Raw genomic sequence first — 25,860 nt, 5'->3', positions numbered from 1 at the left:
CACGTACAAGTAGAGGGGCGCGCCGACTCGGACGCGCCATATTCACTTGACCGTAGTGGCACGTAGCGGTTCAACGTTTTGTAAGAATTACAGGCCCTGCTGTAACGCCGGATCATCCGGGTTCTGTTGCTCCAGTTGGGCGAGCAGCACCTGGACGTTCTGCAACTGCCCGGTCTCTTTCCAGTAGTTGACCAGCAACACGCGGGCTTTGCGGTTGGCGGGATCACGCTGGACGATTTCTTCCAACTGGCGCTGGGCCGCCTCTACTTCGTCCTGGTCGTGCAGGGTCGTGGCCAGGTCGTAGCGATAATCCGGGTTGTCCGGCTCAAGCTCCACCGCCTTGGAGAGGCCGAGCAGGGCGTAGGGGCGCTCGCCATGGTGCAGCAGCCACATGCCTAATGCATGTTGCAGGTAGGCCGATTCCGGATGAGCCGCCAGTTGCCGGGCCAACAGTTGGCGCGAGTCGTCGGTCTTGCCTTGTTTGTCCAGTAGTTCGATTTGCGATACCACCGCTTGCAGGTTGTCCGGCTGCAAACGCATTGCCTGCTCCAGGGCGTTTTGCGCCTCCGGCAGCAGGGCACTGTGGATGTACAGGCGCGCCAATTGAATCCAGCCTTCGGCGGTTTCGGGTTGGGCCTTGAGGGTTTTCACGAATTCGTCGAGCACCTGCTGCAGCGGGCCAAAGTACAGGCCCAGGGTGTCGGGAGACAGGCCGAGCAAGGCGTTGGCGGCGGCAAAGCGCACCGACTGTTCGGGATCATCCAGCACCGGGCCGAGCAGCAGGGTGCGTTGGCCGGTGGGCACCAGGCCGACGATGCTGTGAATCGCGGCTTCGCGCACCAGCGCCGATTCATTGGCCAGGTCTTTATCGGCCAACTTCAGCGCCTGGGGGCTGGGGTAATTGGGTAATTCAGCATGCAAGGCGGCGCGGCGTTCGGGCGACAGGTCTGGCCGGCCCAGTTGTTGGTACAACACACGTGCGGCGCCGGGCTCGCCGTTATGCGCTTGCTTCAAGGCCTTGGAGTAGCCATGGGCGATGGCCGGGGGTACGGCCACTGTCGGGGTGCGGGAGAAAAACCAGATGATCAGTACGATCAGCAACAGGGCGCACAGGCCGATGATGGAGTAACGGCGTGACTTTGACATGCAGGCGTCCGAAAGCTTGGGCAGCAAAGTTCCAAGCTTCGGTCAGTGCGAGGCGAGTGTCAAACCCGCGTCAGGTCAGCACGTAGTCCGCTGGTTCCAACGCAGGCGGCAGGTTGACTTCACCCAGGGCTGCGAGAATCTCACGCTCCAATGTCCGCAGGATGGCGTCACACGGCAAGTCGTTTTCGTCGAAGCCGAAAGGGTCCTCCAATTCGTCGCCAATCGCATCCAGGCCAAAGAAGGTGTAGCTGACAATCGCAGTGAACACCGGCGTCAACCAGCCCAGTGGCTCGGCCATGGCGAACGGCAGCAGGATGCAGAACAGGTAGATGGTGCGGTGCAACAGCAGGGTGTAGGGGAAGGGCAGTGGCGTGGTCTTGATCCGCTCACACGCCGCCTGCACCTGGCTCAGGCTGACCAACCGGCTTTCCAGCTGGGTGTAGCGCCATTCGCTGATCACACCCTGTTGGGCCAGGACCGAAAAGCGCGCACCGACCGTTTGCAGCACGCTGTCCGACAGGTTGGGGTGGCCCGCTGGCACGCTGATCCAAGGGTGTATCGCCCGGGCTTGATCTTCATGACGCAAATGCGCGACCAAACCATGGGCAAAACCGCATAGGCCGCGCAGCAGGCCAGCACGCTCGGCGTTGTCCCCCAGCACCTGGGTCTCGCGAATCAGCGAACGCACGTCAATGACCATTTGCCCCAGTTGCTTACGCCCCTCCCACCAACGGTCGTAGCAGGCGTTGTTGCGAAAACTCATGAAGATCGACAGCGACAGGCCCAGCAAGGTGAAGGGCGTAGCGTTGACCTTGGAAAAATAGGCGGGGTGCAGGGTTTCCACCAGCACGATGACCGAGGCCAACAGCGTGACCAGCAGGCTGCGCCAGGCAATGCGCTTGGCAATGGAGCCTTTGAGGGAGAACAGGATACCCAGGACGTTGGGTTTGGGGCGAACGATCATGGCGGGCTTCTGTGGCGGTGCAGATCATCAGGGTAGAAGCTGGCACCCGGAGCGTCCAATCACTTGGATCGACCGCCTGATCAGTCGACTCAATGACTGACGTGGGAGCCGGCAGTACATAACCCTGTGGGAGCGGGCTTGCTCGCGAAGGCGGTGGGTCAGTCAGCCTCGATGTTTGCTGGGCCGACGCCTTCGCGAGCAAGCCCGCTCCCACAGAAAAGCGAAAAAGCCCCCCCGCGTTTTACTATGGACTGGCCAAACCAGTCAGCCAAGTTGAAAGCTTTGACCATTGCCGCTGCGCCGCTCTGGAGCGACTATTTCAGCGGTTTTATCGAGTTGAAAATGTCCTGAAAATAAAAACACAGAAGGATAGAAAGCGATGCGTGAGTATTTGGCTGCCACCAACGAGTTTGATTACCAGCACACCGTCGACGCCGCACTGGCCGGCAATCTGCAAGCGCTCAATGCCTGTGTGGAGTGTTGTGACCGTCACGCGCTGCCGGGGCGTATCGCGTTGTTCTGGGAAGGCAAGGACGGGCGTAGCGCTACCTCGACCTTCACCGAACTGCAGGAGCAGGCCGCACGTTTTGCCAACTTCCTGCTGGCCCGAGGCGTCAAGCGCGGTGACAAGGTGGCGGGCCTGCTGCCGCGTACCGCCGAATTGCTGGTGGTGGTGTTGGCGACGTGGCGCATCGGCGCGGTCTATCAGCCACTGTTTACCGCGTTCGGTCCCAAGGCGATTGAACACCGCTTGAACAGTTCCGGCGCAGCGCTGGTGGTCACCGATGCAGTGAACCGCCCCAAGTTGGCTGAGGTCGCCGACTGCCCGACCATCGTCACGGTCGCCGGGGCCAAGGGTGAAGGCATCGTACGTGGCGATTACAGCTTCTGGGCCGAACTGCCCCATTACTCTTCTCACTGCGAGCCGGTGCTACTGGGCGCAGAGGAGCCGTTCCTGCTGATGTTCACCTCGGGCACCACCGGCCCGTCCAAGGCGCTGTCGGTGCCGCTCAAGGCCATCGTCGCGTTCCAGGGCTATATGCGCGACGCCGTGGACTTGCGCCCCGAAGACGCGTTCTGGAACGTCGCTGACCCTGGCTGGGCCTATGGCATCTATTTCGGCGTGACCGGGCCGTTGTCCATGGGGCACCCGATCACCTTCTACGATGGCCCGTTCACCCTGGAAAGCACCTGCCGGGTGATCAATAAATACGCAATCACCAACCTGACCGGTTCGCCCACTGCGTATCGCCTGCTGATTGCCGGTGGCGAACAGTTCGCGCGTTCGATCAAGGGCAAGCTGCGCATCGTCAGCAGCGCCGGCGAGCCGTTGAACCCGGAGGTGATTCGCTGGTTCGCCGACAACCTGGGCGTGACCATCCACGACCATTACGGCCAGACCGAACTGGGTATGGTGCTGTGCAACCACCACGGCCTGGCGCATACGGTGCACGTGGGTTCGGCGGGTTTTGCCTCGCCAGGGCATCGCATCGTGGTGCTGAATGACGACCATCAAGAGCTGCCGGCCGGCCAGCCCGGCATCCTGGCCATCGACCGCGAGCAATCGCCCATGTGCTGGTTCGCCGGATACGACGGCGTGAAAACCAAGGCGTTCGTTGGCAAGTACTACCTCAGCGGCGACACCGTGGAGCTGAACCCGGACGGCAGCATCAGCTTTGTCGGGCGCAGTGACGACGTGATCACTACATCCGGCTATCGCGTGGGCCCCTTCGATGTGGAAAGTGCGTTGGTGGAGCACCCGGCGGTGGTCGAGGCGGCGGTGGTCGGCAAGCCTTGCCCGGAGCGCACCGAGCTGGTCAAAGCCTTTGTGGTGATCAGCGAGCAATACCGCGCCACCCCCGAGCTGGCCGAAGAGCTGCGCCTGCATGTGCGCCAGCGCCTGGCCGCCCATGCGTACCCACGGGAAATCGAATTTGTCAGCGACTTGCCCAAGACCCCGAGCGGCAAGCTGCAACGCTTTATTTTGCGCAATCAGGAAATAGCCAAGGCCCAGGCGGCCGTGGCGTGATCTCTTTAAAAGGAAACAACGATGCAGATTGAAAACAAGGTATTCCTGGTCAGCGGCGGCGCGTCGGGCCTCGGCGCGGCCACCGCTGAAATGCTGATCGCCGCGGGTGCCAAGGTGATGCTGGTGGACTTGAACGCCGACGCCGTGGCCGCCAAGGCCCAGCAACTGGGCGACACTGCCCGCAGTGCCGTGGCGGACATCAGCCAGGAAGCCGCTGCAGAAGCGGCGGTGAAGGCAGCGGTCGAAGCCTTTGGTGGCTTGCATGGCCTGGTCAACTGCGCGGGTGTGGTGCGCGGCGAGAAGATCCTCGGCAAGAATGGCCCGCATGGCCTGGCAAACTTCGCCCAGGTGATCAACGTCAACCTGATCGGCAGCTTCAACCTGCTGCGTCTGGCCGCTGCGGCGATCGCTGAAACCGAGGCGAATGCCGACGGCGAGCGTGGCGTGATCATCAATACCGCCTCGGTGGCGGCGTTCGATGGGCAGATAGGCCAGGCTGCGTATGCCGCCTCCAAGGGCGCGATTGCCAGCCTCACCTTGCCTGCCGCACGGGAACTGGCGCGCTTTGGCATCCGCGTGATGACCATCGCACCGGGCATTTTCGAAACCCCAATGATGGCCGGCATGACCCCAGAGGTGCGTGAGTCCCTGGCTGCCGGCGTGCCGTTCCCGCCGCGCCTGGGCAAACCCGCCGAATATGCCGCGCTGGTACGCCACATCATTGAAAACAGCATGCTCAATGGCGAAGTGATCCGTCTCGACGGTGCCTTGCGCATGGCCGCCAAATAAGGAGCAATGGCTATGAACGACCCTATTGTGATTGTCAGCGCTGTGCGCACGCCCATGGGCGGGTTTCAGGGCGACCTCAAAAGCCTGACCGCGCCGCAACTGGGCGCTGCCGCCATTCGTGCGGCGGTCGAGCGCGCCGGTATCGCCACCGATGCCGTCGACGAAGTGCTGTTTGGCTGCGTGCTGCCCGCCGGGCTTGGGCAAGCGCCTGCTCGCCAGGCCGCCCTGGGAGCCGGGCTGGATAAGGGCACGCGCTGCACCACCCTCAACAAAATGTGCGGCTCCGGCATGGAAGCGACGATTCTGGCCCACGATTCGCTGCGCGCTGGCAGCGTTGATGTGGTGATCGCGGGGGGCATGGAAAGCATGTCCAACGCCCCGTACCTGTTGGACCGCGCGCGCAGCGGCTACCGCATGGGCCACGGCAAGGTGCTTGATCATATGTTCCTCGACGGCCTCGAAGACGCCTACGACAAGGGGCGCCTGATGGGCACCTTTGCCGAGGACTGCGCCGAGCACAATGGTTTTACCCGTGAGGCCCAGGACGCGTTTGCCATCGCCTCCCTGACCCGCGCGCAGGAGGCCATCACCCACGGCAGCTTTGCCAGCGAAATCGTCCCGGTGCAGGTCACCGTGGGCAAGGAGCAAAAAACCATCCTCCATGATGAACAACCGCCGAAAGCCAAGCTGGACAAGATCGCCAGCCTTAAACCGGCGTTCCGTGACGGCGGTACAGTGACAGCAGCCAACTCCAGCTCGATCTCCGATGGCGCGGCGGCGTTGTTGCTAATGCGTGAGTCCGAGGCGCTCAAGCGTGGCCTCAAGCCCTTGGCGGTGATCCATGGGCACGCCGCGTTTGCCGATGAGCCTGGGCTGTTTCCGGTGGCGCCGGTGGGGGCGATCCGTAAGCTGATGAGCAAGACCGGCTGGAGCCTCGACGAGGTGGACCTGTTCGAAATCAACGAAGCCTTCGCCGTGGTCAGCCTGGTGACCATGAGCAAGCTGGAGATTCCCCACGACAAGGTCAACGTGCATGGCGGTGCCTGCGCACTGGGCCACCCCATTGGTGCCTCTGGCGCACGTATCCTGGTGACATTGCTCGCGGCCCTGCGCCAGAAGGGGCTCAAGCGTGGCGTCGCAGCCATTTGCATTGGCGGTGGTGAAGCCACGGCGATGGCCGTTGAATGCCTGTATTGAGGATGACCTATGTTGCCCAATGACGAACAACTGCAAATCAGCGACGCCGCCCGGCAATTTGCCCAGGAACGTTTGAAACCCTTCGCCGCCGAGTGGGACCGCGAGCATCGCTTTCCCAAGGAGGCCATCGCGGAAATGGCCGAACTGGGCTTTTTCGGCATGCTGGTGCCAGAGCAGTGGGGCGGTTGCGACACCGGCTACCTGGCCTACGCCATGGCCCTGGAAGAAATCGCCGCGGGCGACGGTGCGTGCTCCACGATCATGAGCGTGCACAACTCGGTGGGTTGCGTGCCGATCCTCAAATTTGGCAATGACCAGCAGAAAGAGCAGTTCCTCATGCCCTTGGCCAGCGGCGCTATGCTGGGTGCTTTTGCGCTGACCGAACCCCAGGCCGGCTCCGATGCCAGCAGCCTGAAAACCCGTGCACGCCTTGAAGGCGACCACTATGTACTCAACGGCTGCAAACAGTTCATCACCTCCGGGCAAAACGCCGGGATTGTGATTGTGTTTGCAGTCACCGACCCTACTGCGGGCAAGCGTGGGATCAGCGCGTTTATCGTGCCCACCAATTCGCCCGGTTACACCGTGGCGCGGGTGGAAGACAAGCTGGGGCAGCATGCCTCGGACACTTGCCAGATCCTGTTTGAAGACGTGAAAGTGCCGGTGGCCAACCGCCTGGGCGAGGAGGGCGAAGGTTATAAAATTGCCCTGGCCAACCTGGAAGGTGGCCGCGTGGGCATCGCGTCCCAGTCGGTGGGCATGGCCCGCGCCGCCTTCGAAGCGGCCCGCGACTATGCCCGTGAACGTGAAAGCTTTGGCAAGCCGCTGATCGAACACCAAGCCGTCGCCTTTCGCCTGGCCGACATGGCCACCCAGATCGCCGTCGCCCGGCAGATGGTGCATTACGCCGCTGCCCTGCGTGACAGCGGCAAACCAGCGCTGGTGGAGGCGTCCATGGCCAAGCTGTTTGCCTCGGAAATGGCCGAGAAAGTCTGCTCGGCCGCCTTGCAAACCTTGGGCGGTTACGGTTACCTGAACGACTTCCCCCTGGAGCGGATCTACCGTGATGTGCGGGTCTGCCAGATTTACGAAGGCACCAGCGATATTCAACGCATGGTCATCTCACGCAATCTTTAAGGAGCCGAGACATGAGTTACGAAACCATCCTGCTTGACGTTCAGGGCCGTGTCGGGCTGATCACGCTTAACCGCCCCAGCGCACTGAACGCCTTGAATGCACAACTGGTCAGCGAGCTGAACCAGGCGCTGGACAGCCTGGAAGCCAACCCGGAAATTGGCTGCATCGTGCTGACTGGCTCGAAAAAAGCCTTCGCGGCCGGTGCCGACATCAAGGAAATGGCCGAGCTGACCTACCCGCAGATCTATATGGATGACCTGTTCAGCGACAGCGACCGCGTGGCCAACCGCCGCAAACCGATCATTGCCGCCGTGAATGGTTTCGCCCTGGGCGGCGGCTGTGAACTGGCCTTGATGTGCGACTTTATCCTTGCCGGCGACACCGCCAAGTTTGGCCAGCCGGAAATCAACCTGGGCGTGCTGCCGGGCATGGGCGGCACCCAGCGCCTGACCCGTGCGGTGGGCAAGGCCAAGGCCATGGAGATGTGCCTGACCGGGCGTTTTATCGACGCGGTAGAGGCCGAGCGCTGCGGGGTTGTGGCGCGCATCGTGCCCGCCGATGAACTGCTGGAGGAAGCGCTGAAGGTGGCTACCCTGATCGCCGGTAAATCTGTGCCGATCAGCATGATGGTCAAGGAAAGCGTGAACCGTGCGTTTGAAGTCAGCCTGTCTGAAGGCGTGCGTTTTGAGCGTCGGGTGTTTCATGCGGCGTTTGCGACCCAGGACCAGAAGGAAGGCATGGCCGCGTTTGTGGCCAAGCGGGCGCCGGAATTTAAGGATAAGTAACCTGGTGGGGGGGTGGCCTCCCAGCCGGCGCCTATCTACCTGACACCCCAACGATCCAACTGTGGGAGCTGGCTTGCCTGCGATGACGGCCTGCCAGCCGACACCTATCTACCTGATACCCCCGCAATCCAACTGTGGGAGCGGGCTTGCTCGCGAAGGCGGCCTGACAGTCAACACAGTTGGATTGTGTACATATCCATTGCTGCGGTAACGGCTACTTAGGGTTCCGCCCTGACGGCGGCTCACTTTTGAGAAGCGCAAAAGTAAGCAAAACGCTCTTGCCCCACCACTCGGCACCTCGCCTAGGCTCGGTGTGCCCGTAATCCGCCAGTGATTTGGGGGGCCGCCGCCACGCGCCATCCATGGCGCGGGGCGGCTAAACCGGCATCCCTGCCGGTTTACCCCCCAAATCCCTGTCGAATTCCGGCCAGCGTGGTTTGATGGGGCGCCCAAGATCAAGAGCAGATCAAGAGCGGCTCGCTTCGCATCGTGGTTAGCGTTGATCGGTACCCTGATGTACCGAGGTGTCTGCATCGCAGGCAAGCCATAATGCCAGACGGTCAAGGCATTTTTGTAGGAGCGAGCTTGCTCGCGAAAAGCGCACAGACGCCGCGGTCAGTCAGCAAGCACGCGTTATCGCTGACGTTTTTCGCGAGCAAGCTCGCTCCTACAGAAGGCGATGGTGTGGTGTCCGTCAGAGCTGGTAGTTTTTCAACTCCCTGGCAATCACCATCCGCTGAATCTCGCTGGTGCCTTCGTAAATCTGCGTGATCCGTGCATCCCGGTAGTAGCGCTCCACCGGGTAATCCTCCAAATACCCATACCCACCATGGATCTGCATTGCCTTGGAGCAGACCCGTTCGGCCATTTCCGAGGCGAACAGCTTGGCCTGGGAGGCTTCGGACAAGCAGGGTTTGCCGGCGGTGCGCAGGCGTGCGGCGTGGAGGATCAGCAGGCGCGCAGCGTTGAGTTGGGTTTGCATGTCAGCCAGCAGGTTGGCCACGCTCTGGTGTTCGATGATTGCCTTGTCGAACTGCACCCGATCACGGGCGTAGGCCAGCGCGGCTTCAAACGCGGCGCGGGCAATGCCCAGGGCCTGGGCGGCGATGCCGATGCGTCCGCCTTCCAGGTTGGAGAGGGCGATGGCCAGGCCCTTGCCGCGCTCACCCAGCAGGTTGGCTTCAGGAACCTTGCATTGGTTGAGCGTGACGGCGCAGGTGTCTGACGCACGGATGCCCATCTTGTGCTCGGTGCGGTCGACCACGAAACCTGGGGTATCAGTCGGTACCAGGAACGCCGAAATGCCTTTCTTGCCCAGTTCCGGGTCGGTCACGGCGAACACGATGGCCAGCTTGGCGCGCTTGCCATTGCTGACGAACTGCTTGGCGCCATTGATGACCCATTGCCCGTCACGCAACTCGGCACGGGTGCGCAGGTTATGGGCTTCGGAGCCGGCCTGGGGTTCGGTCAGGCAGAAGCAACCGATGGCCTGGCCGCTGGCGAGTTCGGCCAGCCAGGTGTGTTTCTGTTCGGTTGTGCCGTAGTTGAGAATCGGCCCGCAACCCACTGAATTATGGATACTCATGAGCGCGCCCGTAGCAGCGTCGCCGGCGGAGATTTCCTCCACGGCCAGGGCGTAGGCGACGTAATCGACATAGGTGCCGCCCCATTCTTCCGGTACCACCATGCCCAGCAGGCCCAGCTCGCCCATCTTCGCCACCAGGGCGTCGTCGATCCAGCCGGCTTTCTCCCAGGCTTGGGCATGGGGCGCGATTTCGCCCCGGGCAAAATCTCGCGCCATGTCGCGGATCATCACTTGTTCTTCAGTGTATTCAAGATCTTGCATGGTTTATTTCCCAATCTGCACGAAGTCGCGGAAGAAGCTCTCGACATGGCTGGCATTCAGCGCATGGAGGGTGGGTGGGTTCCACTTCGGAGTCTTGTCCTTGTCGATGATCAGGGCGCGAACCCCTTCGATCAGGTCGCCGCGTTCGAACCACTGGCGGTCCAGGTGCAGTTCGAGGGCAAAGCACTGTTCCAGTGGCAAGTGGCGGCCGCGGCGCAGCATCTCCAGGGTCACGGCCATGGCCAGGGGCGAGCGGGTCTGCATGAGGTTGGCGGTGGTCAGCGCCCAGTCATGGCTATCGGCCACGGTCACTTGTTGCAGTTGCTCGACGATGCTGGGCACGTCCGGCAACCCGAAAAAGTGGTCAATGGCCGGGCGCAAGGCCGCCAACGGGGCGTCGGGCAATTGCTGCACGGCGAGCTTGGCGAGTGCGCCTTGCAAGTCCTTGAGCGGCGAGTCGTGCCATTGCAGGCCGTCGAGTTTCTGGTCCAGCTCAACCAGCTTGGCGCTGTCGATGTACCAGTCTGCCAGCCCGCAATACAAGGCATCCGCCGCGCGAATCTGCACCCCGGTCACCCCAAGGTAGGTGCCCAGCTCGCCAGCAATACGCGAGAGAAAATAGCTGCCACCTACATCCGGGAAGTACCCGATGGCCACTTCCGGCATCGCCAGGCGGCTGCGTTCGGTGACCACCCGCAGGTCCGCGCCTTGCACCAGGCCCATGCCACCGCCGAGGACGAAGCCGTCCATCAATGCCAGTACGGGTTTACGGTAGTGGTGAATGGCCAGGTCGAGGGCATATTCCTCGACGAAGAAATCCTGGTGCAGGGTGTCGCCTTGCTTGAAGCTGTCGTACAGCGAACGGATGTCGCCGCCAGCGCAAAAGGCTTTCTCGCCGGCGCCGCGCAGTACCACGGCGTAGATCTCGGGGTCATCGGCCCAGGCCTGCAAGTGCGCGGCCAACTGGCGGACCATGTCCAGGGTGATGGCGTTCAGGCCGGCGGGCCGATTGAGGGTGAGGTGGCCGATGTGGTTACGCACCTGTGCCAGAACAGCGTCCTGCTGGACCTCGGCGTGGCTTGCTTGGGATGAAACCTGAGCAGTCATCTCTAACTCCCTGCTTTTATTGTCTTTATCAAGATGTTCGCGGGTGAACTCTCTTGTGATCGTACCAGTGCAAATTTGCCCCGTACAACCCGGAATCGTGCAGGTCGTTGTTGCATTTATGCAGTGCCGGTCAAACCACCCGGCTGGCCAGAACCTCGCCGATACTGCGACGCCGTGCATGGCCCTCGGCGGCGTGGATCAGTTGCTCCAGCTCTGTCGGTTCGACGTCGTAGAACTGTTCCATCTCGGCCAGCGCCAGCTTGAGGTCAGCTGCCGTGATGCTCGGCTCGCTGACGGCGGTGGCAGTGCCCAGGATAACCGGTGCAGGCTCGGCAAGCCCCTTGGGGTAACGTGTGCGCGTGGCATTGTTATAGGCCAACGCGCAGGCGAGCAGGGCGCCAGCGCCGAGCATCACCGGCGCCAATTCGTACCAGCCAAGGGCGACAGATGCCGGATCGGCCAGCACCAGGGTCATGGCCAGGCCACCGGCCGGCGGGTGCAGGCAGCGTAGCCAGCAGATGAGGACCACGGTCATACCCGCCGCCAGGCACGCGCTGCCCAAGGTGCGCCCCAGGACGCGGGCGACCAGCAACGCGACGACGCCTGCACACAGGTAACTGCCGATGATCGACCAGGGTTGGGCCAGCGCCCCCGAGGACACGGCAAACAACAGCACCGCCGAGGCACCCAGAGGGCCGAGCAGGTGCAGGGCCACCTCCATGCCGAATACTTGGGCACAAGCCCAGACACTCAATAGCGTGCCCAGGGCCATGCCGATGGCTGCACGGCTCCATTCGGCGGGACGGGTGTTGATTGCAGCGGGTAACCAGCGAGCGAGCATTGAAAGACGGTCCATAAACGGCGGGCGAAAAAAAAGGCCTGCCTGGTTTCCCGGAACAGCCCTTTGAAGGTTCCAACATTGGGGGAAGGAACCTGTGCAGTGTGCCGCGCTTGATCCAGGGGCGCTACTGCATATTAATGAAGGTTAAATACAAAAAAAATGCAGTTAAAAGGCGTCGCCGTAGGTGATCGGCCCGCTGGCTGTGGCCGTCGTTGGGTTGATCTTGCCCAGCACGCGACTGTGGGTTTCTTCATTGAACAGGCGCTCTTGCAGGTCTTCGCGCAGCCTGGGATCGTCGGCCAGCGGCCCCTTCAACGCCACCAGTGCGTCACGCAACGCCATCAAACGATCAAGCCTGGGTAAAGGTACGGTTAACAGGTCATCTCGCACGGCATTGTCCTCTCAATGAAGTAAGCCATCGCGCGCGGGCAGCCTACAACGTCCTTGTTGTTGTGAAGTGCCCTGACCCAAGCGCTACAGGTTGGTCCTGACGGTCGGGTGGTAGATAGTGAGTGCACGTGGCAGCGAGTCTACAGTTGGGCTCCGAGCACCGGAAGGGAAAGTGCACCAGCCATTACGCAAACAAATGTAGGCACTTTCTTGGTACCTATGATGAAAGCCGCCCACTCGTTGAGCAGTGGGCGTTCTTTCTTACAATGCAGCCAGAAAAGCACTCAGGGCGTCGAGGTTTTTGCCAAATGCAGCAACACATAGGGGGTTTTGTCGAACGCTGCCGTGAGCGTCGGCGCGATTGAGCGCAGGCGCGGATCGTCCAGCGCCTGGAAGTCGGCCTGGCTCATCACTATCCATGCCGGCGCCTGGACGGGTTTCAATTCGGCGGGCAGTTGAGTAAACAACGGCACCTTGTCGCAATCGAAGTTGACCATGAACTTGATGGCTTTCGCGTCTTTGCCCAGTGCATGCAACACCAGTGGCGCCGGTTGCTGCTGAACGTGCGCCTTGACGGCGAGGCTGAAGGTGCGAGTGTCGTACACCTGACGTTCCAGGGGTTCGACCACCATGATGTAGGTGCTCCACAGGGCGAGTACGGCGGCCAAGGCGGGCCCATAGGTTCGCAGCCGCGAGCGGAACAATGCCAGCAGCGCCAGCACCTGCAGCACACCAAGCACAACGAAGATCAACGCAAGGTCGGCCAGCGGCTCCGGGTAACGCCGCCGCGCCACTACCAGGCCAATGGCCAACAGGGTTGGCAACAGCGTCCAGATGCCCAGCATCAAGGCGCGCAGCCAGGCAAACAGTCGCCCTTGCGTGGCCTGGAAGGGGTACGCGGCAATGATCGCGGCCATCGGCAACATCGGCAGGATATAACGCGCTTTCTTGGCTTGAGGCACCGACAGGCCCAGCATCACCAGCACACCCGCTGCTGCGCAGTAGAGCACCAGCTTCAAGGCTGGGTCCGGCGCGCGTCGACCGCCCATCAGCACCGCCAGCAGCACTAACAATGCCAGTGGATAGGCCAGGGCGTAATTGCCCAGGGAGCTGGTGAAGTAATACAGCACGCCGCCGGAGCCTTCACTGCCATCCATGCGCCCCAGGAACTGCATGCGAATCACGTCATGCATAAAGCCTTCACCACCGCTGAGCTTGGCCAGCAGCAGCAACAGGCCGACGCACGCCGCCAGCAGCGCCAGTGCCAGCAGGCCGAAGCTGAACAGCTGGCGCCACTGGCGGTTGATCAGGTAGTAGCTGCACAACACGCCCGTAGGGATCACCAGGCCAATCGGGCCACGAATGGCAAACCCCAACAGCAGCAGCAAAAACACCCAATGCAGGCGCTTTGCAGCGGCGAAATGGTCATGGGCATAGCCCAGGTAGAACACCGCCAACGCCACGGCGGCGAGCATCTGATCCAGGGAGACTGCGCGGGTTTCGCTGATGAAGGTACTGCTGAGCAGCAGCATCGCAATGCTCAGCAGGCCCCAACGCGGCGAGTAGGGCGCGGTGAGGCGATAGACCAGCACCACGATCAGCGCCGACGCCACCGCCGTGGGCAGCCACGCCGTCAGGCTGGTGACCTGGCCCAAGGGCAACGACAGCAGCCACGTCAGCAGGGTCGACGTCGCCAGGTAATCGGCATACGGCTGGCCATAGGTGGTGGGGAAGAAGCTTGGCCCATGGCGCAGCATTTCCTGGGCAAACACCACGAAGCGCGAATCGAAGCCGATGATCGCCTGGTGCCAGTTGCCGGCGATAAACAGCACCAGCGCCAAGAGCCCAAGCCCCAGGGACTGGTGACGGATCGTTGCACGCTGCGCGGACGGTAAGGCGATGTTCACCTAGCAAGCGTCCTTGGCCTGTTCCACCCAGTTTTGCTGGGGGATCGGCAACTCGCAGGAGTCGCCGCGGCCGATGGGGAAGTACTTGAAGCCTTTGCGCGCCAGGCGTTCGCCGTCGTACAGGTTACGGCCGTCGAAGATCACCGGGGTTTTCAGGCGCTGGTGAATCAGGTCAAAGTCCGGCGCCTTGAATTGCTGCCACTCGGTGCACACGATCAACGCATCGGCGCCGCCCAAGGTGGACTCCGGGGTGCCCATCAGCATCAGGCGCGGGTCATCGCCGTAGATGCGTTGGGTTTCCTGCATGGCTTCCGGGTCGAAGGCGCGCACATTGGCGCCGGCGGCCCACAGCGCTTCCATCAGCACACGGCTGGGGGCGTCACGCATGTCATCGGTGTTGGGCTTGAAGGCCAGGCCCCACAGGGCGAACGTCTTGCCCTTGAGGTTGCCCTGGAAGAACGCGTTGATGCGCTCGAACAGCTTGCTCTTCTGGCGCTGGTTGATGGCTTCCACGGCTTCGAGCAGATCGCTGGAGCAGTTGGCCTGCTTGGCACTGTGGATCAGGGCGCGCATGTCTTTGGGGAAGCACGAGCCGCCATAACCGCAGCCGGGGTAGATAAAGTGGTAGCCGATGCGCGAGTCGGCACCGATGCCCAGGCGCACCGACTCAATGTCGGCGCCCAGGTGTTCGGCCAGCTCGGCGATCTGGTTGATGAAGCTGATCTTGGTGGCCAGCATGCAGTTGGCGGCGTACTTGGTCAGTTCGGCGCTGCGCAGGTCCATGAAGATGATGCGGTCGTGGTTGCGGTTGAAGGGCGCGTACAGGTCGCGCATCACGTCACGTACTTCTTCACGCTCACAGCCGATGATGATCCGGTCCGGGCGGCGGCAGTCGGCAACGGCGGAGCCTTCCTTGAGGAATTCCGGGTTGGAGACGATATCGAACTGCAGCTCACGGCCGGCGGCGCGCAGGTTATTGAGGATGTGGTCGCGCAATGTGTCGCCGGTGCCGACCGGTACCGTGGATTTCTCCACCAGGATCACCGGTGCCATGCGGTGGCGGGCAACCGCATCACCCACCGACAGTACGTATTTCAGGTCGGCCGAACCGTCTTCATCCGACGGCGTGCCCACAGCAATAAACAGCACTTCGCCGTGTTCGACGGCGAGTTTTTCGTCGTGGGTAAAGCGCAGGCGCCCGCTTTCCAGGTTGTCCTTGACCATGGCAGCCAGGCCCGGCTCGAAGATGGTCACATGACCTTTCTGCAGCGATTCGACCTTGTGCTTGTCAACGTCCATGCAAATGACATCGTGACCGACTTCGGCTAATACAGTGGCCTGAACCAGACCAACGTAACCACTACCAAATACACTGATTTTCATGGGGTATTCCTGGGACTTGAGGTGCTAGCACGACGAGAGTTGATAACCAGTACACCGAGGATGACCAAAGCCACCCCCAATGTTTTTGAAAGCGAGAAATTTTCGTTGAACACTGGCAGGCTGGCGGCCAGCAAATACACCAGCGCGTAGCTGATGCTGAGCAGCGAATAAGCGCGGCCCAGGGGTAAGTGCTTCAGTGCGCCGAGCCAGCACAGCATCGACAGTGCATAGGCGATGATCGCCAGGATCACCACGCCAAGGGCACCCAGGTCGATGCGGTTATCAGCAAAAGCGGCCAGCCATTCAGAGGGGAGGGGCAGGCGCGTCATGCTCCAGCGCATGCCCAGTTGGGCACCACTCACCAGGCCGACACTGCCCATGGCCAAGGCGAAACCCCGCACGCGACTCATACCTGACGCCCCAGCAAGACCACGCCGGCAATCACCAGCCCCACGCCCAGCCAGTGACGGCCATCAATGGGCTCGTGGAACACAAAGCGCGCCATCAGCGTGACCAGCACAAAATTCAGGCTGAGCATGGGGTAGGCAATGCCCACTTCCAGGCGCTGCAACACCAGCAGCCACACCAGCAAGCCCAGGCCCAGGCACACCAGCGCCGACCACAACCACGGCGAGCGCAGTTTCGATGCCCAGCCATCCGGCATGCCGCGCCAGCTTTCCACGGCAAACTTTTGCGAGACCTGGCCCATGCAAGTGAACAGGCAGGCCGTGAGCAGTAGCAGCAGGGTGATCATGGCGCGACCTGCGGGAAAATCAGGATCACGATCTTGCCCTGCGCATACCGTTTTCCGTCGGTGGGCAGCAGTGCGAGCTCTTCCTTTTCACCGGTGCTATTGACGCGCATCACCACGCCCACCGCGCCGGTACGACGGGTTTCGGCCATCCATGACTGGATGCGGTTACGGTCGACCAGGCGCGGCGCCGTGTCCTCGTAAGCCAGGCCGTACTTGACCTCACCCGAGGTGTTGTACAGCGTGATATCGGGGCGTTTGAGGCGCCAGGACAACGCCGAGGCGGCGCCCAGGTCGTTGCTCAGCAGGGCAACGCTGGGCTGCAACTCGTCGATGTGATCGATGATGAATTGGTCCGGGGTCTTGTTGTAAACCACCGAGTGGGGCAATGCGGCAGGCACCAGCAGCACCAGTAAGCCACTGCCGATCAGCGGCGCGGCCCACAATTTCAGCGGGCGTGCCGCTTGCAGCAGATTGACCACGATCCAACCGAACAAGAAGATGAACACCAGCACCAGGCTGAGGGTTTCCTCACCCGGTTCGTATACCGGCTTCTTCAACTGGAACCAGCTGAGGGCCAGCAATACCAGCACACCGATCGCCAGGTTCAACCAACCATTGATGCGCAGCACGCGGCCGCGGCCTAGAGCCAGTTTGTCGCTCAGGGCCGAGCCCATCAGCAAGGCCAGGGGCAACATGCACGGCATGATGTAGGAGGGCAGCTTGCCTTTGGCCAGGCTGAAAAAGGCCAGGGGCATCAACAACCACAGCAACAGGAACGCGGTTTTCGGCACGCGTCGTTGCAGCCAGGCCTGCTTAAGCGCGGACGGCAGAACGGCGACCCACGGCAGCGCGAACGCGACCAGCAGCGGCAAGTAATACCAGAAGGGTTCGGCGTGCTGGGCGTCTTCACCGGCAAAGCGTTGAATGTGCTCGTGCCAGAAAAAGAAATGCCAGTAGTCCGGCTCTTGCAGATGCACGGCCAGCGCCCACGGCAGGCTGACGGCAATCGCCACCACCACGGCAACAGGGCCAAACTTGCATAACTCGCCAAAACGTTTTTGCCAGACGGCGTAGGGCAGGGCGACCAGCACCGGCAGCAACCAGGCCAGGAAGCCCTTGGTCATGAAGCCCATGCCGCACGCCAGGCCCAGCAAGGCCCAGGACCACAAGCGCGCACGCCGTGTGGTGCTGTCGAAACAGAACCACAAGGCCACGCCCGTCAGGTTGACCCAGAAGGTGAACTGCGGGTCCAGGTTGGCATAGCCGCCCAGCGCGGCCACGCTGACGAAGCTCATGTAGAGCAGCGTGCTGACCAGGCTCTTTTGCGGGTCGTTCCACAACCGGCGAGACACCAGATACACCAGCAGAATGCTCAAGCCGGTACTCAAGGCCGAGGCAAACCGTACGCCGAACAGGTTCTGCCCGAAGATCGCCTGGCCCAGCGCGATCATCCAATAGCCTGCGGCGGGCTTCTCGAAGTAGCGAATGCCCATGAAGTGCGGCGCGGCCCATTTGCCGGTCAGCAGCATTTCCTGGCTGATTTGCGCATAGCGGGTTTCATCGGGAATCCACAGGCCATGGGTGGCCAACGGCAGCAGGTAGAACACGGCGAACGCCAGCAGGAGCAGGGGCAACGCCCAGCGGCGGATCATGCCTGCTGCACTCCCAGCCAACCCTCGCGGCCGCTCAAGGCGCCGCGCACCAGCTGTTGCTGGGGCAGGGTGGTCACATCCGCAGGCAACAGCTCGCCCAAGGGTTTGAAATCAATGCCGCGCTGCCCGGCCTGGGCGAGCAACTGGCGAAAATCATTGGCCATCAGAATCCCTTCTACTTCTGCGTGGATCGTATAGACGTTCAGCTTTGACGCGCTGAACCGATCAAGAATGAAGCGGTTGAAATCGTTGGCAGCCACCACCGGCCCGACGACTTCGTCGAAGGTCGGCAGGTCTACCGGGATTTGTGGGGTGCCCGCGCTGCCATCGGCCAAGGTTGGTCGAAACAGGCTGGTGCCCCGGCAATCGCTGTTGTAGCGAAAGTTGAAGCTTTGCTTGGCTTGCACCACGCGCTCATCGGCACGCCAGCCGGCGGCCGCTGAACAGCCGACGCGCTCGCCGAGGATGTCGCTCAAGGTGTCTACGCCGCGTCGAATCTGCTCGACCAGCTGTGCCTCGCTCCAGCGCCCGGTGTTGGCCTGCCAGCCATGGTGGTCCCAGGCGTGCAGGCCGACTTCATGCCCGGCGGCCTTGGCCTGGCGCATCAAATGCCCCAGGTCGCGGCCAATCGGCTTGCCTGGCCAGGCGGTGCCGGCCAGCAAGATGTCCCAGCCATACAGGCCGGCAGCGTTGGAGCGCAGCATCTTCCACAGGAACTGCGGGCGGATCAGGCGCCACAAGTGGCGCCCCATGTTGTCCGGCCCGACACTGAAGAAGAACGTCGCTTTGACCCCAGCTTCGGCCAGGGAGTCGAGCAACCGTGGCACACCTTCACGGGTGCCGCGGTAGGTGTCGACGTCGATGCGAAGACCTGCCTGCATTACTTTTTGTCCGCAATTTCAAGCATGGCTTCACGCAGGAAGAAATCCAGGGTGTTGCCGATGGTTTCGCTCATCTGCACGCTCGGCTCCCAGTTCAGCAGGCGCTTGGCGTTTTCGATGCTTGGCTTGCGGTGCGCCACGTCCTGGTAGCCCGTGCCGTAGAACGCCTTGCTCTCGACGTCGCGGAACCCAGCGAACGGCGGGAAGTTGTGGCGCAGCGGGTGGGCCTCGAACTGACGCAGCAGCTCTTCGCCCAACTGGCGGATGCTGGCTTCGTTTTCAGGGTTGCCGATGTTGATGATCTGGCCGTCGCACACGCCATTGTCGTTATCAATGATGCGCGCCAGGGCTTCGATGCCGTCGGCAATGTCGGTGAAGCAACGCTTCTGCTCACCACCGTCGAACAGACGGATCGGTGTGCCTTCCACCAGGTTCAGGATCAGTTGGGTAATGGCGCGGGAGCTGCCGATGCGCGCCGAGTCCAGGCGGTCCAGGCGCGGGCCCATCCAGTTGAACGGACGGAACAGGGTGAACTTCAGGCCCTTGTCGCCGTAGGCCCAGATCACGCGGTCCAGCAGTTGCTTGGAGACGGAGTAGATCCAGCGCTGCTTGTTGACTGGGCCCACCACCAGGTTGGAGGTGTCTTCGTCGAAGTACTGGTCTTGGCACATGCCGTAGACTTCCGAGGTCGACGGGAAAATCACGCGCTTGTTGTACTTGACGCAGTAGCGCACCAGCTTGAGGTTTTCTTCGAAGTCCAGTTCGAACACGCGCAACGGGTTACGGGTGTATTCGATCGGCGTAGCGATAGCCACCAGCGGCAGCACCACGTCGCATTTCTTGATGTGGTATTCGATCCACTCGGTGTGGATGCTGATGTCGCCTTCCACATAATGGAAATTCGGGTGGCTGCGCAGGCGCTCGATGGCGTCGGAGCCGATGTCCAGGCCATAGACTTCGTAGCGGTCGTCACGCAGCAGGCGCTCGGACAAGTGGTTACCGATAAAACCGTTGACGCCCAGAATCAGCACGCGAGTGCGGCGCGGCTTGCGGCCTGACTCGGCGCCGCGCAGTACAGAACCATCCACCAGGCCCAGTTCATCGGCCAGGGACGGGCCCGCCAGGTACAGGCCGTTTTCGTTGCGCTGGCCGAACTTGACCACCAGGGAATCTTCACCGCAGGCAATGCGCAGCGGGTTGACGCTGATCACACGGCCAGGCGCCAGACCTTCGTTGCCCTTGACCACGTCGGCTTGCCACACGATCAGCTTGTGCTCGCCCACGGCGCAGAAGGCGCCCGGGTACGGCTGGGTCACCGCACGCACCAGGTTGAACAGTTGCTCGGCGGGCTGTTTCCAGTCCAGCTTGCCATCGGCGGCGGTGCGACGACCGAAATAGGTGGCTTTGCTTTCGTCCTGGGCGGTTTCGCTCAGCTTGCCTTGGGCCAGCTGTGGCAGGGCATCGCGCAGCAGGGCAGCGGCCGCATCACGCAGCTTGGCATGCAGGCTCAGGCCGGTATCGCTGCGCTCGATGGTGACTTTCTGCTGGGCCAGGATGGCGCCGGCATCGGCACGCTTGACCATACGATGCAGGGTCACGCCGGTTTCGGTTTCGCCTTTGACCAACACCCAGTTGGCCGGGGCGCGGCCACGGTATTTAGGCAGCAACGAGCCGTGCAGGTTGAACGCGCCTTTGCGGGCGGTGGCCAACAGCGGTTCGCTCAGCAGGTTGCGGTAGTAGAACGAGAAGATGTACTCCGGGTTCAGCTTGGCAATGCGTTCGATCCACAGCGGGTGGTTGGCGTCTTCCGGAGCATGTACCGGGATGCCGTTGCGTGCGCAGAGTTGGGCGACGGAACCGTAGAAGTTGTTTTCCTTGGGGTCATCGGCATGGGTGAACACGGCGGCAATGTCGTAACCGGCGCTGAGCAGCGCTTCAATGCCTGCGCAGCCAATATCGTGGTAGGCGAATACAACAGCTTTTGAACTCATGACTGGACCTGATCCGAAGAAGAAGTAGACGTATGGGAAGACACCAGGCCGTCAACCACGACGACTGGAGCCGGTGCTGCCGGTTGGTTGCGCAGCACTTTTTCAATAAAGAAGCGTGGGCGGGCGCGTACATCGCTGTACATGCGGCCCAGGTATTCGCCCAGCAGGCCCATGCCGATGAACTGGCCCCCGGTGAACACGAACAGCACCGCGAACAGCACGAACAGGCCATCACCCGCCCAGTCGGCGCCGAACGCCAGGCGCATGACAATCAGGGCAAAGGCAAACAGCACGCCGAGCGCCGCGAGGCTAAAGCCGACGATGGACAGCAGGCGCAAGGGCGTGGTGGTCATGCACGTCAGCAGGTCGAACATCAGGCTGATCAGGCGCATGGCGCTGTACTTGGATTCGCCGTGCTCACGTTCAGCGTGGTGCACGAGGATTTCCGTGGTGTGGCGGGCAAAGCCGTTGGCCAGGATAGGAATGAACGTGCTGCGCTCGCGGCAGGCGAGCATGGCGTCGACGATGGTGCGGCGGTAGGCGCGCAACATGCAGCCGTAGTCGGTCATGGCCACGCCGGTAGAGCGCTGCACGGCGAGGTTGATCAAGCGCGACGGCCAGCGGCGGAAGGCCGAGTCCTGGCGGTTATTGCGCACGGTGGCGACCACGTCGTAGCCCAATGCGGCTTGCTCGACCAGGCGCGGGATTTCTTCCGGCGGGTTCTGCAGGTCGGCGTCGAGGGTAATCACCACTTCGCCACGGCACTGTTCAAAGCCGGCCATGATCGCCGCGTGCTGGCCGTAGTTGCGGTTAAGGATCACCGCTACCACGTTGCTGCCGTCTTCGGCGGCGGCGTCTTCGAGCAGTTGGGCCGAATTGTCGCGGCTACCGTCATCCACCAGGATGATTTCGTATTCGTAAGCCAGTTGCTTGCAGGCTGCCGTGGTGCGGCGCAGCAACTCAGGCAGGCTTTCTTGTTCGTTGTAGACCGGGATAACGATCGACACGCAATGAATAGGGTAGGGTTTCAAAGATTCATGACCTCGGGCTAAAGCGACTTCAAGCGTGAAAACAGCAGCGTTCATTGGGCAAAACTACAGCCCGCAGGTTACAAAACGGGGCTAAAGATGATGCGTTTTCAATAGGTTAGTCGATAATCCACGGATTGCTCTTAAGTGTTGCCTACAAGGTTAAGCGCAAAAATGTGCAACGAATATGAAAGGCGGATGAAAAACTCGTTTATTTGACAGGCAGACAGCTAGGGTTCAGCTAAGTAATCAAGGCGTTACAGGTAAGCCTCACAGGGCGATATCGGAGCTTCGTGCAGGGCGCTTGGTTCAATTTGAGCGAGGTGATCGGGCCAATGAGCGCCCTTCAACAATCTTCTCTGCATTAGCGCTCAAGTGCCGGTAAAGTAAGCCCTCTCTTGCCAGGGTACTCGGATGAATAGCGTGCAGCTTTTGCGCGGCCCATTGCGGCCCGTGCTGATGGGATTGTTGATGACGGTGGCCTGTGCCACCAGCGTGCGGGCCGAACAGGGCGTCGCGCTGACGCCTCTGGACCAGGTGCCGGAAAGGGTGGAAGTGCGCGGCAAGCAAGTCGCCGCGTATACCTGGGATGACCGCCAGGGCAAAAACCTGCTGGTACTCGCCGAGCAAGTCGGTGAGCGCGATGACGATGGTACCCAATCGGCCTTTGTCTACGCGGCGCAGTACGTGCTGAGTGGCGAGCGCCCCAAGCGCGTCTGGATGCTGTATGACGATGTGCAGCGCTGCGAATTCGACGCCGGGCTGCGCTTTGACCGGGCCGCCACCAAGGTCACCGACCTGCTGGGCGATGGCAATACCCAGACTACCGTCGGCTATTCACGCGCTTGCACCAGTGACGTCAGCCCCAACGAATTCAAGCTGATCATGCATGTCGGCAAGTCCGAGAAGTATCGTCTGCGTGGTCTTGACCGCGTGGGCGCCAGTTGGTGGGATGAAGACGCGGGCGCCTTGCGCGGCATGCCACTACCCACTGACTGCAGCGTCACGGCGCAGCAAGCGTTGGTCAGCCAATACAAGGAGCAGGGCACCGAACTGCCACTGCCGGGTTGCTATGGCGACGAGAAGGACTTTGCCAAGGCGCCGGACAGTTACCTCGCCTTTATGCGCCAGCAGTGGTTCGCGCTGATGCAGCAACAGGACGCCGACTGGAGCCAGTCCCTGGCCCAACCCCAGGCAGCCAGCGAGGACGACGATACAGCCCCGTGATTTTGTGCCAGGGCCGGTCCTGGGTTAGACTCGGCCTTCGCCAACCCACTAAATACATCGATTAATCAAATAGTTGGTCGGTGTATTTAATCCAAAGGCTGATCTACCTTGACCGAGTCCATTTGCAACCCGCTGACCCTTTATCTCACCCGCCTGGCGCCTTCCAGCCAACTGACCATGCGCTACGTGCTGCAGGATGCCGCCGACCGCCTGGGTTTTGAAGACCTCAACCTCGAAGAGATTGACTGGCACCTGCTGCAGCCCGAACACGTTATTGCATTGGTGGCTGCCTTGCGCGAGGACGGCTTTGCGCCGAACACCTCGTCGCTGTATGTGAATGCGGTGCGCGGGGTGATGAACGAGGCGTGGCGCATGAGCTTGATCAGCCAGGACCACCTGTTGAAGATGCGCTCGGTCAAGGCCACACCCGGTACGCGCCTGGGCCAGGGCCGCAACCTGCGCCGCACGTTGATCCGCGAGATGCTCGACGTCTGCGCCGCCGACCCTCGGCCCCAGGGCCTGCGGGATGCCGCGGTGATCGGGCTGTTATATGGCTCGGGCATGCGCAAGTCGGAGTCGGTCAACCTGGACCTGGCGCAGGTCAACTTTGACGAGCGCAGTTTGCGCGTGATCGGCAAGGGCAACAAGGAACTGGTCAAGTACGCGCCGGACTGGGCGTTTGCCAAACTTCAGGCCTGGCTGGCGTTTCGTCGCGAGCAGCTCAAAGAAGGTGAGCAGGACGACAGCTTCCTGTTTAACCGCATCCGTCGAGGCAGCCATATCACCCGGGAACGCATCACCAAGCATGCGATTTACTACATCGCGCGCCAGCGTGGTGATCAGGTGGGGGTCAAGATCATGCCCCATGATTTCCGTCGTTCGTTTATCACGCGGGTGATCGAGGAGCATGATTTGTCGATTGCGCAGAAGCTGGCGCATCACACTAACATCCAGACCACTGCCAGCTATGACGTGCGTGACGACAATGAGCGGCGGCGGGCGGTGGATCGGTTTGATTTGTAGGCGGCGGGGGCATGTGGGAGCTGGCTTGCCTGCGATGACGGCCTGCCAGCCGACGCCTGTCTACCTGAAACCCCAACGATCCAACTGTGGGAGCGGGCTTGCTCGCGAAGACGGCCTGGCAGACGACGCCTATCTACCTGACACACCAGGATCAAACTGTGGGAGCTGGCTTGCCTGCGATGATGGCCTGCAGTCAACACAGTTAGACCGAGTACATATCCGTTATTTAGGTAACGGCCACCTAGGGTTCCGCTCTGACAGCGGCTCACTTTTGAAAAGCGCAAAAGTAAGCAAAACGCTTTTGCCCCACCACTCGGCACCTCGCCTGAGCTCGGTGTGCCCTCACTCCGGCTTGAATCCGTGGGCCGCCGTCATGGGCCATCCTTGGCCCAGGACGGCTAACCCGGCGTCCTGCCGGGTTACCCACGAATTCAAGCCTGCGTTCGGCCAGCGTGGTTTAACGGGGCGCCTGAGATCAAGATCAAAAGCAGAGCAACGGCAAGATCAAGAGCGACTCGCTTCGTATCGTGGTTACCGTTGGCTGCTACAACCATACTCAGGAGGAGGGCGGGGCGCTTGAAGCCAAATGAGCCGGTAAGCGCCGCAGCGTCCACCAGGTGGTCAGCATCGCGGCAAGCGCACACAGCGCGATACCGATCAACATCGGCGCCGGGGTGTGGTCGGCAAATACGCCCACCAAGGTCATCGCAACAGCAGCAGTGACCATCTGGATCGCGCCCAGCAGTGCAGACGCAGAACCGGCCACTGCACCGTGATCCTCTAACGACAACACCCCGGCCGCCGGCAATAGCAGGCCAAGAAAGCCAAAACCGATAAACAACAGCCCCATCATCAGGGCCAGGCTGTCGCCCCACAGCGTAGTCGCCGCCAGCAAGCTCATGACCGCCGCCACGCCCACCACCGACCAGCGAATCAACGGCGCCAGCCCAAAGCGGGCGCTGAGGCGTGCGGTCAGTTGGCTCATGGCAAAAAACGAGGCCGCGTTGAGGGCAAAGCACAGGCTGAACTGGGTAGGCGTCAGGCCGAAATACTCGATGTACACGAAGGGCGCGCTACCGATGAACACAAAGAAGGTAGCCAGGCCAAACCCGCACACCACCGACAATCCCGTAAAAACCGGGTCGCGCAGGAGGGCGCCATAGCTGCCGAACGCCTGGCCCAGGGTCTTGCCCAGGCGGCGCTCGGCCGGGTGGGTTTCTGGTAGTTGTACAGCGGTCATCACCAGACACAGCACGGCCACCACCGCCAACACGGCAAACACTTCGCGCCAGCTCCAGATCGAAATCACCAGGCTACCGGCCAAAGGCGCGAGGATCGGTGAAACACTCATCACCAGCATCAACAAAGCCATCAGGCGCGCCGCTTCATGGCCGGTGTACAGGTCGCGGACGATCGCCCTTGGGATCACCATCCCCGCGCAGGCACCGAACGCTTGTATGGCTCGAAAGCCGATCAGCACTTCGATAGTCGGGGCCAGTGCGCAGCCGACGCTGCCAATGGCAAAGATCACCAAACCCGCATAAATCGGTGGTTTACGCCCGAACACATCGCTGAGGGGGCCGTAGAACAACTGGCACACGCCGATAATCATGAAGAACACCGTCAAACTCATCTGCACCGCCGCCGGCGAGGCCTGGAGGCTGGCGCCCAGGGTGGGCAGCGCTGGCAGGTAGATGTCGATGGCAAAGGGGCCGACGGCGGTGATCAAGCCCAGCAACAAGGCCAGACGGGCGATACGTTGAGGCATTTGGCAGATCCAGGT

Annotated in this window: 22 protein-coding genes; 7 read left to right on the top strand and 15 right to left on the bottom strand. The window is 61.7% G+C overall.

Going from position 1 to position 25,860, the window contains the following annotated elements; genetic code table 11:
- Nucleotides 1–87 precede the first annotated feature (87 nt).
- A complete protein-coding gene (locus tag N2A98_RS12995; protein ID WP_069558455.1) occupies nt 88–1,146 on the bottom strand; it encodes a tetratricopeptide repeat protein in 1,059 nt (352 codons plus the stop codon).
- 70 nt (nt 1,147–1,216) lie between these two features.
- Nucleotides 1,217–2,110: a bestrophin family protein gene (locus N2A98_RS12990; protein ID WP_047710884.1), complete on the bottom strand. Its 894-nt coding sequence runs from the start codon at nt 2,108–2,110 to the stop codon at nt 1,217–1,219.
- Between the two features lie 379 nt (nt 2,111–2,489).
- Between N2A98_RS12990 and N2A98_RS12985 the strand changes: the two genes are divergently transcribed.
- The 5 genes from N2A98_RS12985 to N2A98_RS12965 are packed head-to-tail and all read left to right on the top strand — an operon-like array spanning nt 2,490 to nt 8,047.
- Entirely contained in the window at nt 2,490–4,139 is a 1,650-nt protein-coding gene (locus N2A98_RS12985) for an AMP-binding protein (RefSeq protein ID WP_275623568.1), read from the top strand.
- Between the two features lie 21 nt (nt 4,140–4,160).
- Nucleotides 4,161–4,928, top strand: a complete 768-nt coding sequence (locus tag N2A98_RS12980) for an SDR family NAD(P)-dependent oxidoreductase (RefSeq protein WP_078803090.1) — start codon at nt 4,161–4,163, stop codon at nt 4,926–4,928.
- A 12-nt stretch (nt 4,929–4,940) separates the two neighbouring features.
- Nucleotides 4,941–6,125 carry an acetyl-CoA C-acyltransferase gene (locus N2A98_RS12975; protein ID WP_047710882.1) on the top strand — a complete coding sequence of 395 codons (1,185 nt, stop codon included), beginning with the start codon at nt 4,941–4,943 and terminating at the stop codon, nt 6,123–6,125.
- 9 nt (nt 6,126–6,134) lie between these two features.
- Nucleotides 6,135–7,262: an acyl-CoA dehydrogenase gene (locus N2A98_RS12970; protein WP_078803089.1), complete on the top strand. Its 1,128-nt coding sequence runs from the start codon at nt 6,135–6,137 to the stop codon at nt 7,260–7,262.
- 11 nt (nt 7,263–7,273) lie between these two features.
- Nucleotides 7,274–8,047 carry an enoyl-CoA hydratase gene (locus tag N2A98_RS12965; RefSeq protein WP_044273861.1) on the top strand — a complete coding sequence of 258 codons (774 nt, stop codon included), beginning with the start codon at nt 7,274–7,276 and terminating at the stop codon, nt 8,045–8,047.
- Between the two features lie 694 nt (nt 8,048–8,741).
- On the opposite strand, the gene N2A98_RS12960 is transcribed toward N2A98_RS12965, so the two are convergent.
- From N2A98_RS12960 to arnC, 12 genes are all read right to left on the bottom strand, one after another.
- A complete protein-coding gene (locus N2A98_RS12960) occupies nt 8,742–9,893 on the bottom strand; it encodes an acyl-CoA dehydrogenase family protein (RefSeq protein ID WP_275623567.1) in 1,152 nt (383 codons plus the stop codon).
- Between the two features lie 3 nt (nt 9,894–9,896).
- Nucleotides 9,897–11,000, bottom strand: coding sequence for an enoyl-CoA hydratase/isomerase family protein (locus tag N2A98_RS12955; protein WP_044273855.1), 1,104 nt, complete (start codon nt 10,998–11,000; stop codon nt 9,897–9,899).
- A 130-nt stretch (nt 11,001–11,130) separates the two neighbouring features.
- Nucleotides 11,131–11,841 carry an HPP family protein gene (locus N2A98_RS12950; protein WP_003191232.1) on the bottom strand — a complete coding sequence of 237 codons (711 nt, stop codon included), beginning with the start codon at nt 11,839–11,841 and terminating at the stop codon, nt 11,131–11,133.
- A 165-nt stretch (nt 11,842–12,006) separates the two neighbouring features.
- Nucleotides 12,007–12,183 (bottom strand): hypothetical protein, encoded by a 177-nt coding sequence (locus N2A98_RS12945; protein ID WP_275623566.1) that lies wholly within the window; start codon nt 12,181–12,183, stop codon nt 12,007–12,009.
- 332 nt (nt 12,184–12,515) lie between these two features.
- A complete protein-coding gene (locus N2A98_RS12940; protein ID WP_275623565.1) occupies nt 12,516–14,138 on the bottom strand; it encodes a glycosyltransferase in 1,623 nt (540 codons plus the stop codon).
- Complete coding sequence (locus N2A98_RS12935; RefSeq protein WP_044273850.1) at nt 14,139–15,521, bottom strand: UDP-glucose/GDP-mannose dehydrogenase family protein; 1,383 nt, start codon at nt 15,519–15,521, stop codon at nt 14,139–14,141. It lies immediately after the preceding gene.
- Entirely contained in the window at nt 15,518–15,931 is a 414-nt protein-coding gene (gene arnF, locus N2A98_RS12930) for a 4-amino-4-deoxy-L-arabinose-phosphoundecaprenol flippase subunit ArnF (RefSeq protein WP_275623564.1), read from the bottom strand. The genes N2A98_RS12935 and arnF overlap by 4 nt, the downstream gene beginning before the upstream one ends.
- Complete coding sequence (gene arnE / locus N2A98_RS12925; RefSeq protein ID WP_044273847.1) at nt 15,928–16,275, bottom strand: 4-amino-4-deoxy-L-arabinose-phosphoundecaprenol flippase subunit ArnE; 348 nt, start codon at nt 16,273–16,275, stop codon at nt 15,928–15,930. Before arnE ends, arnF begins: the two co-directional genes overlap by 4 nt.
- Nucleotides 16,272–17,927 carry a lipid IV(A) 4-amino-4-deoxy-L-arabinosyltransferase gene (arnT, locus tag N2A98_RS12920; protein ID WP_275623563.1) on the bottom strand — a complete coding sequence of 552 codons (1,656 nt, stop codon included), beginning with the start codon at nt 17,925–17,927 and terminating at the stop codon, nt 16,272–16,274. Before arnT ends, arnE begins: the two co-directional genes overlap by 4 nt.
- The gene (gene arnD / locus N2A98_RS12915) at nt 17,924–18,808 is read right to left on the bottom strand and encodes a 4-deoxy-4-formamido-L-arabinose-phosphoundecaprenol deformylase (protein ID WP_275623562.1); all 885 of its coding nucleotides are present in this window, start codon (nt 18,806–18,808) and stop codon (nt 17,924–17,926) included. Before arnD ends, arnT begins: the two co-directional genes overlap by 4 nt.
- Entirely contained in the window at nt 18,808–20,799 is a 1,992-nt protein-coding gene (gene arnA / locus N2A98_RS12910; protein ID WP_044273842.1) for a bifunctional UDP-4-amino-4-deoxy-L-arabinose formyltransferase/UDP-glucuronic acid oxidase ArnA, read from the bottom strand. The genes arnD and arnA overlap by 1 nt, the downstream gene beginning before the upstream one ends.
- A complete protein-coding gene (gene arnC / locus N2A98_RS12905; protein WP_003191219.1) occupies nt 20,796–21,830 on the bottom strand; it encodes an undecaprenyl-phosphate 4-deoxy-4-formamido-L-arabinose transferase in 1,035 nt (344 codons plus the stop codon). The genes arnA and arnC overlap by 4 nt, the downstream gene beginning before the upstream one ends.
- 411 nt (nt 21,831–22,241) lie before the next feature.
- Between arnC and N2A98_RS12900 the strand changes: the two genes are divergently transcribed.
- Together N2A98_RS12900 and N2A98_RS12895 are read left to right on the top strand one after the other, a co-directional pair.
- Nucleotides 22,242–23,054 carry a hypothetical protein gene (locus tag N2A98_RS12900; RefSeq protein ID WP_275623561.1) on the top strand — a complete coding sequence of 271 codons (813 nt, stop codon included), beginning with the start codon at nt 22,242–22,244 and terminating at the stop codon, nt 23,052–23,054.
- 108 nt (nt 23,055–23,162) lie between these two features.
- Nucleotides 23,163–24,077, top strand: coding sequence for a tyrosine-type recombinase/integrase (locus N2A98_RS12895; protein ID WP_078467350.1), 915 nt, complete (start codon nt 23,163–23,165; stop codon nt 24,075–24,077).
- A gap of 556 nt (nt 24,078–24,633) precedes the next feature.
- Here the strand turns inward: N2A98_RS12895 and N2A98_RS12890 are convergent.
- A complete protein-coding gene (locus N2A98_RS12890; protein ID WP_044273838.1) occupies nt 24,634–25,845 on the bottom strand; it encodes a multidrug effflux MFS transporter in 1,212 nt (403 codons plus the stop codon).
- Between the last annotated feature and the right edge of the window lie 15 nt (nt 25,846–25,860).

It is taken from the genome of Pseudomonas sp. FJ2-5-13 (assembly GCF_029201605.1).
In the GTDB taxonomy this organism is placed as follows: domain Bacteria; phylum Pseudomonadota; class Gammaproteobacteria; order Pseudomonadales; family Pseudomonadaceae; genus Aquipseudomonas; species Aquipseudomonas lactis.
This window is presented reverse-complemented; position numbering and strand designations above follow the sequence as displayed.

Bases quoted from the DNA above. Each gene is read 5' to 3' on its own strand.
- N2A98_RS12955 (WP_044273855.1), bottom strand. From the start codon at position 11,000: ATGACTGCTCAGGTTTCATCCCAAGCAAGCCACGCCGAGGTCCAGCAG.
- N2A98_RS12985 (WP_275623568.1), top strand. From the start codon at position 2,490: ATGCGTGAGTATTTGGCTGCCACCAACGAGTTTGATTACCAGCACACC.
- N2A98_RS12945 (WP_275623566.1), bottom strand. From the start codon at position 12,183: ATGGCGTTGCGTGACGCACTGGTGGCGTTGAAGGGGCCGCTGGCCGAC.
- N2A98_RS12900 (WP_275623561.1), top strand. From the start codon at position 22,242: ATGAATAGCGTGCAGCTTTTGCGCGGCCCATTGCGGCCCGTGCTGATG.
- arnD (WP_275623562.1), bottom strand. From the start codon at position 18,808: ATGCAGGCAGGTCTTCGCATCGACGTCGACACCTACCGCGGCACCCGT.
- N2A98_RS12960 (WP_275623567.1), bottom strand. From the start codon at position 9,893: ATGCAAGATCTTGAATACACTGAAGAACAAGTGATGATCCGCGACATG.
- N2A98_RS12995 (WP_069558455.1), bottom strand. From the start codon at position 1,146: ATGTCAAAGTCACGCCGTTACTCCATCATCGGCCTGTGCGCCCTGTTG.
- N2A98_RS12990 (WP_047710884.1), bottom strand. From the start codon at position 2,110: ATGATCGTTCGCCCCAAACCCAACGTCCTGGGTATCCTGTTCTCCCTC.
- N2A98_RS12970 (WP_078803089.1), top strand. From the start codon at position 6,135: ATGTTGCCCAATGACGAACAACTGCAAATCAGCGACGCCGCCCGGCAA.
- arnF (WP_275623564.1), bottom strand. From the start codon at position 15,931: ATGAGTCGCGTGCGGGGTTTCGCCTTGGCCATGGGCAGTGTCGGCCTG.
- N2A98_RS12975 (WP_047710882.1), top strand. From the start codon at position 4,941: ATGAACGACCCTATTGTGATTGTCAGCGCTGTGCGCACGCCCATGGGC.
- N2A98_RS12980 (WP_078803090.1), top strand. From the start codon at position 4,161: ATGCAGATTGAAAACAAGGTATTCCTGGTCAGCGGCGGCGCGTCGGGC.
- N2A98_RS12950 (WP_003191232.1), bottom strand. From the start codon at position 11,841: ATGCTCGCTCGCTGGTTACCCGCTGCAATCAACACCCGTCCCGCCGAA.
- N2A98_RS12965 (WP_044273861.1), top strand. From the start codon at position 7,274: ATGAGTTACGAAACCATCCTGCTTGACGTTCAGGGCCGTGTCGGGCTG.
- arnA (WP_044273842.1), bottom strand. From the start codon at position 20,799: ATGAGTTCAAAAGCTGTTGTATTCGCCTACCACGATATTGGCTGCGCA.
- arnT (WP_275623563.1), bottom strand. From the start codon at position 17,927: ATGATCCGCCGCTGGGCGTTGCCCCTGCTCCTGCTGGCGTTCGCCGTG.
- N2A98_RS12890 (WP_044273838.1), bottom strand. From the start codon at position 25,845: ATGCCTCAACGTATCGCCCGTCTGGCCTTGTTGCTGGGCTTGATCACC.
- arnE (WP_044273847.1), bottom strand. From the start codon at position 16,275: ATGATCACCCTGCTGCTACTGCTCACGGCCTGCCTGTTCACTTGCATG.
- N2A98_RS12935 (WP_044273850.1), bottom strand. From the start codon at position 15,521: ATGAAAATCAGTGTATTTGGTAGTGGTTACGTTGGTCTGGTTCAGGCC.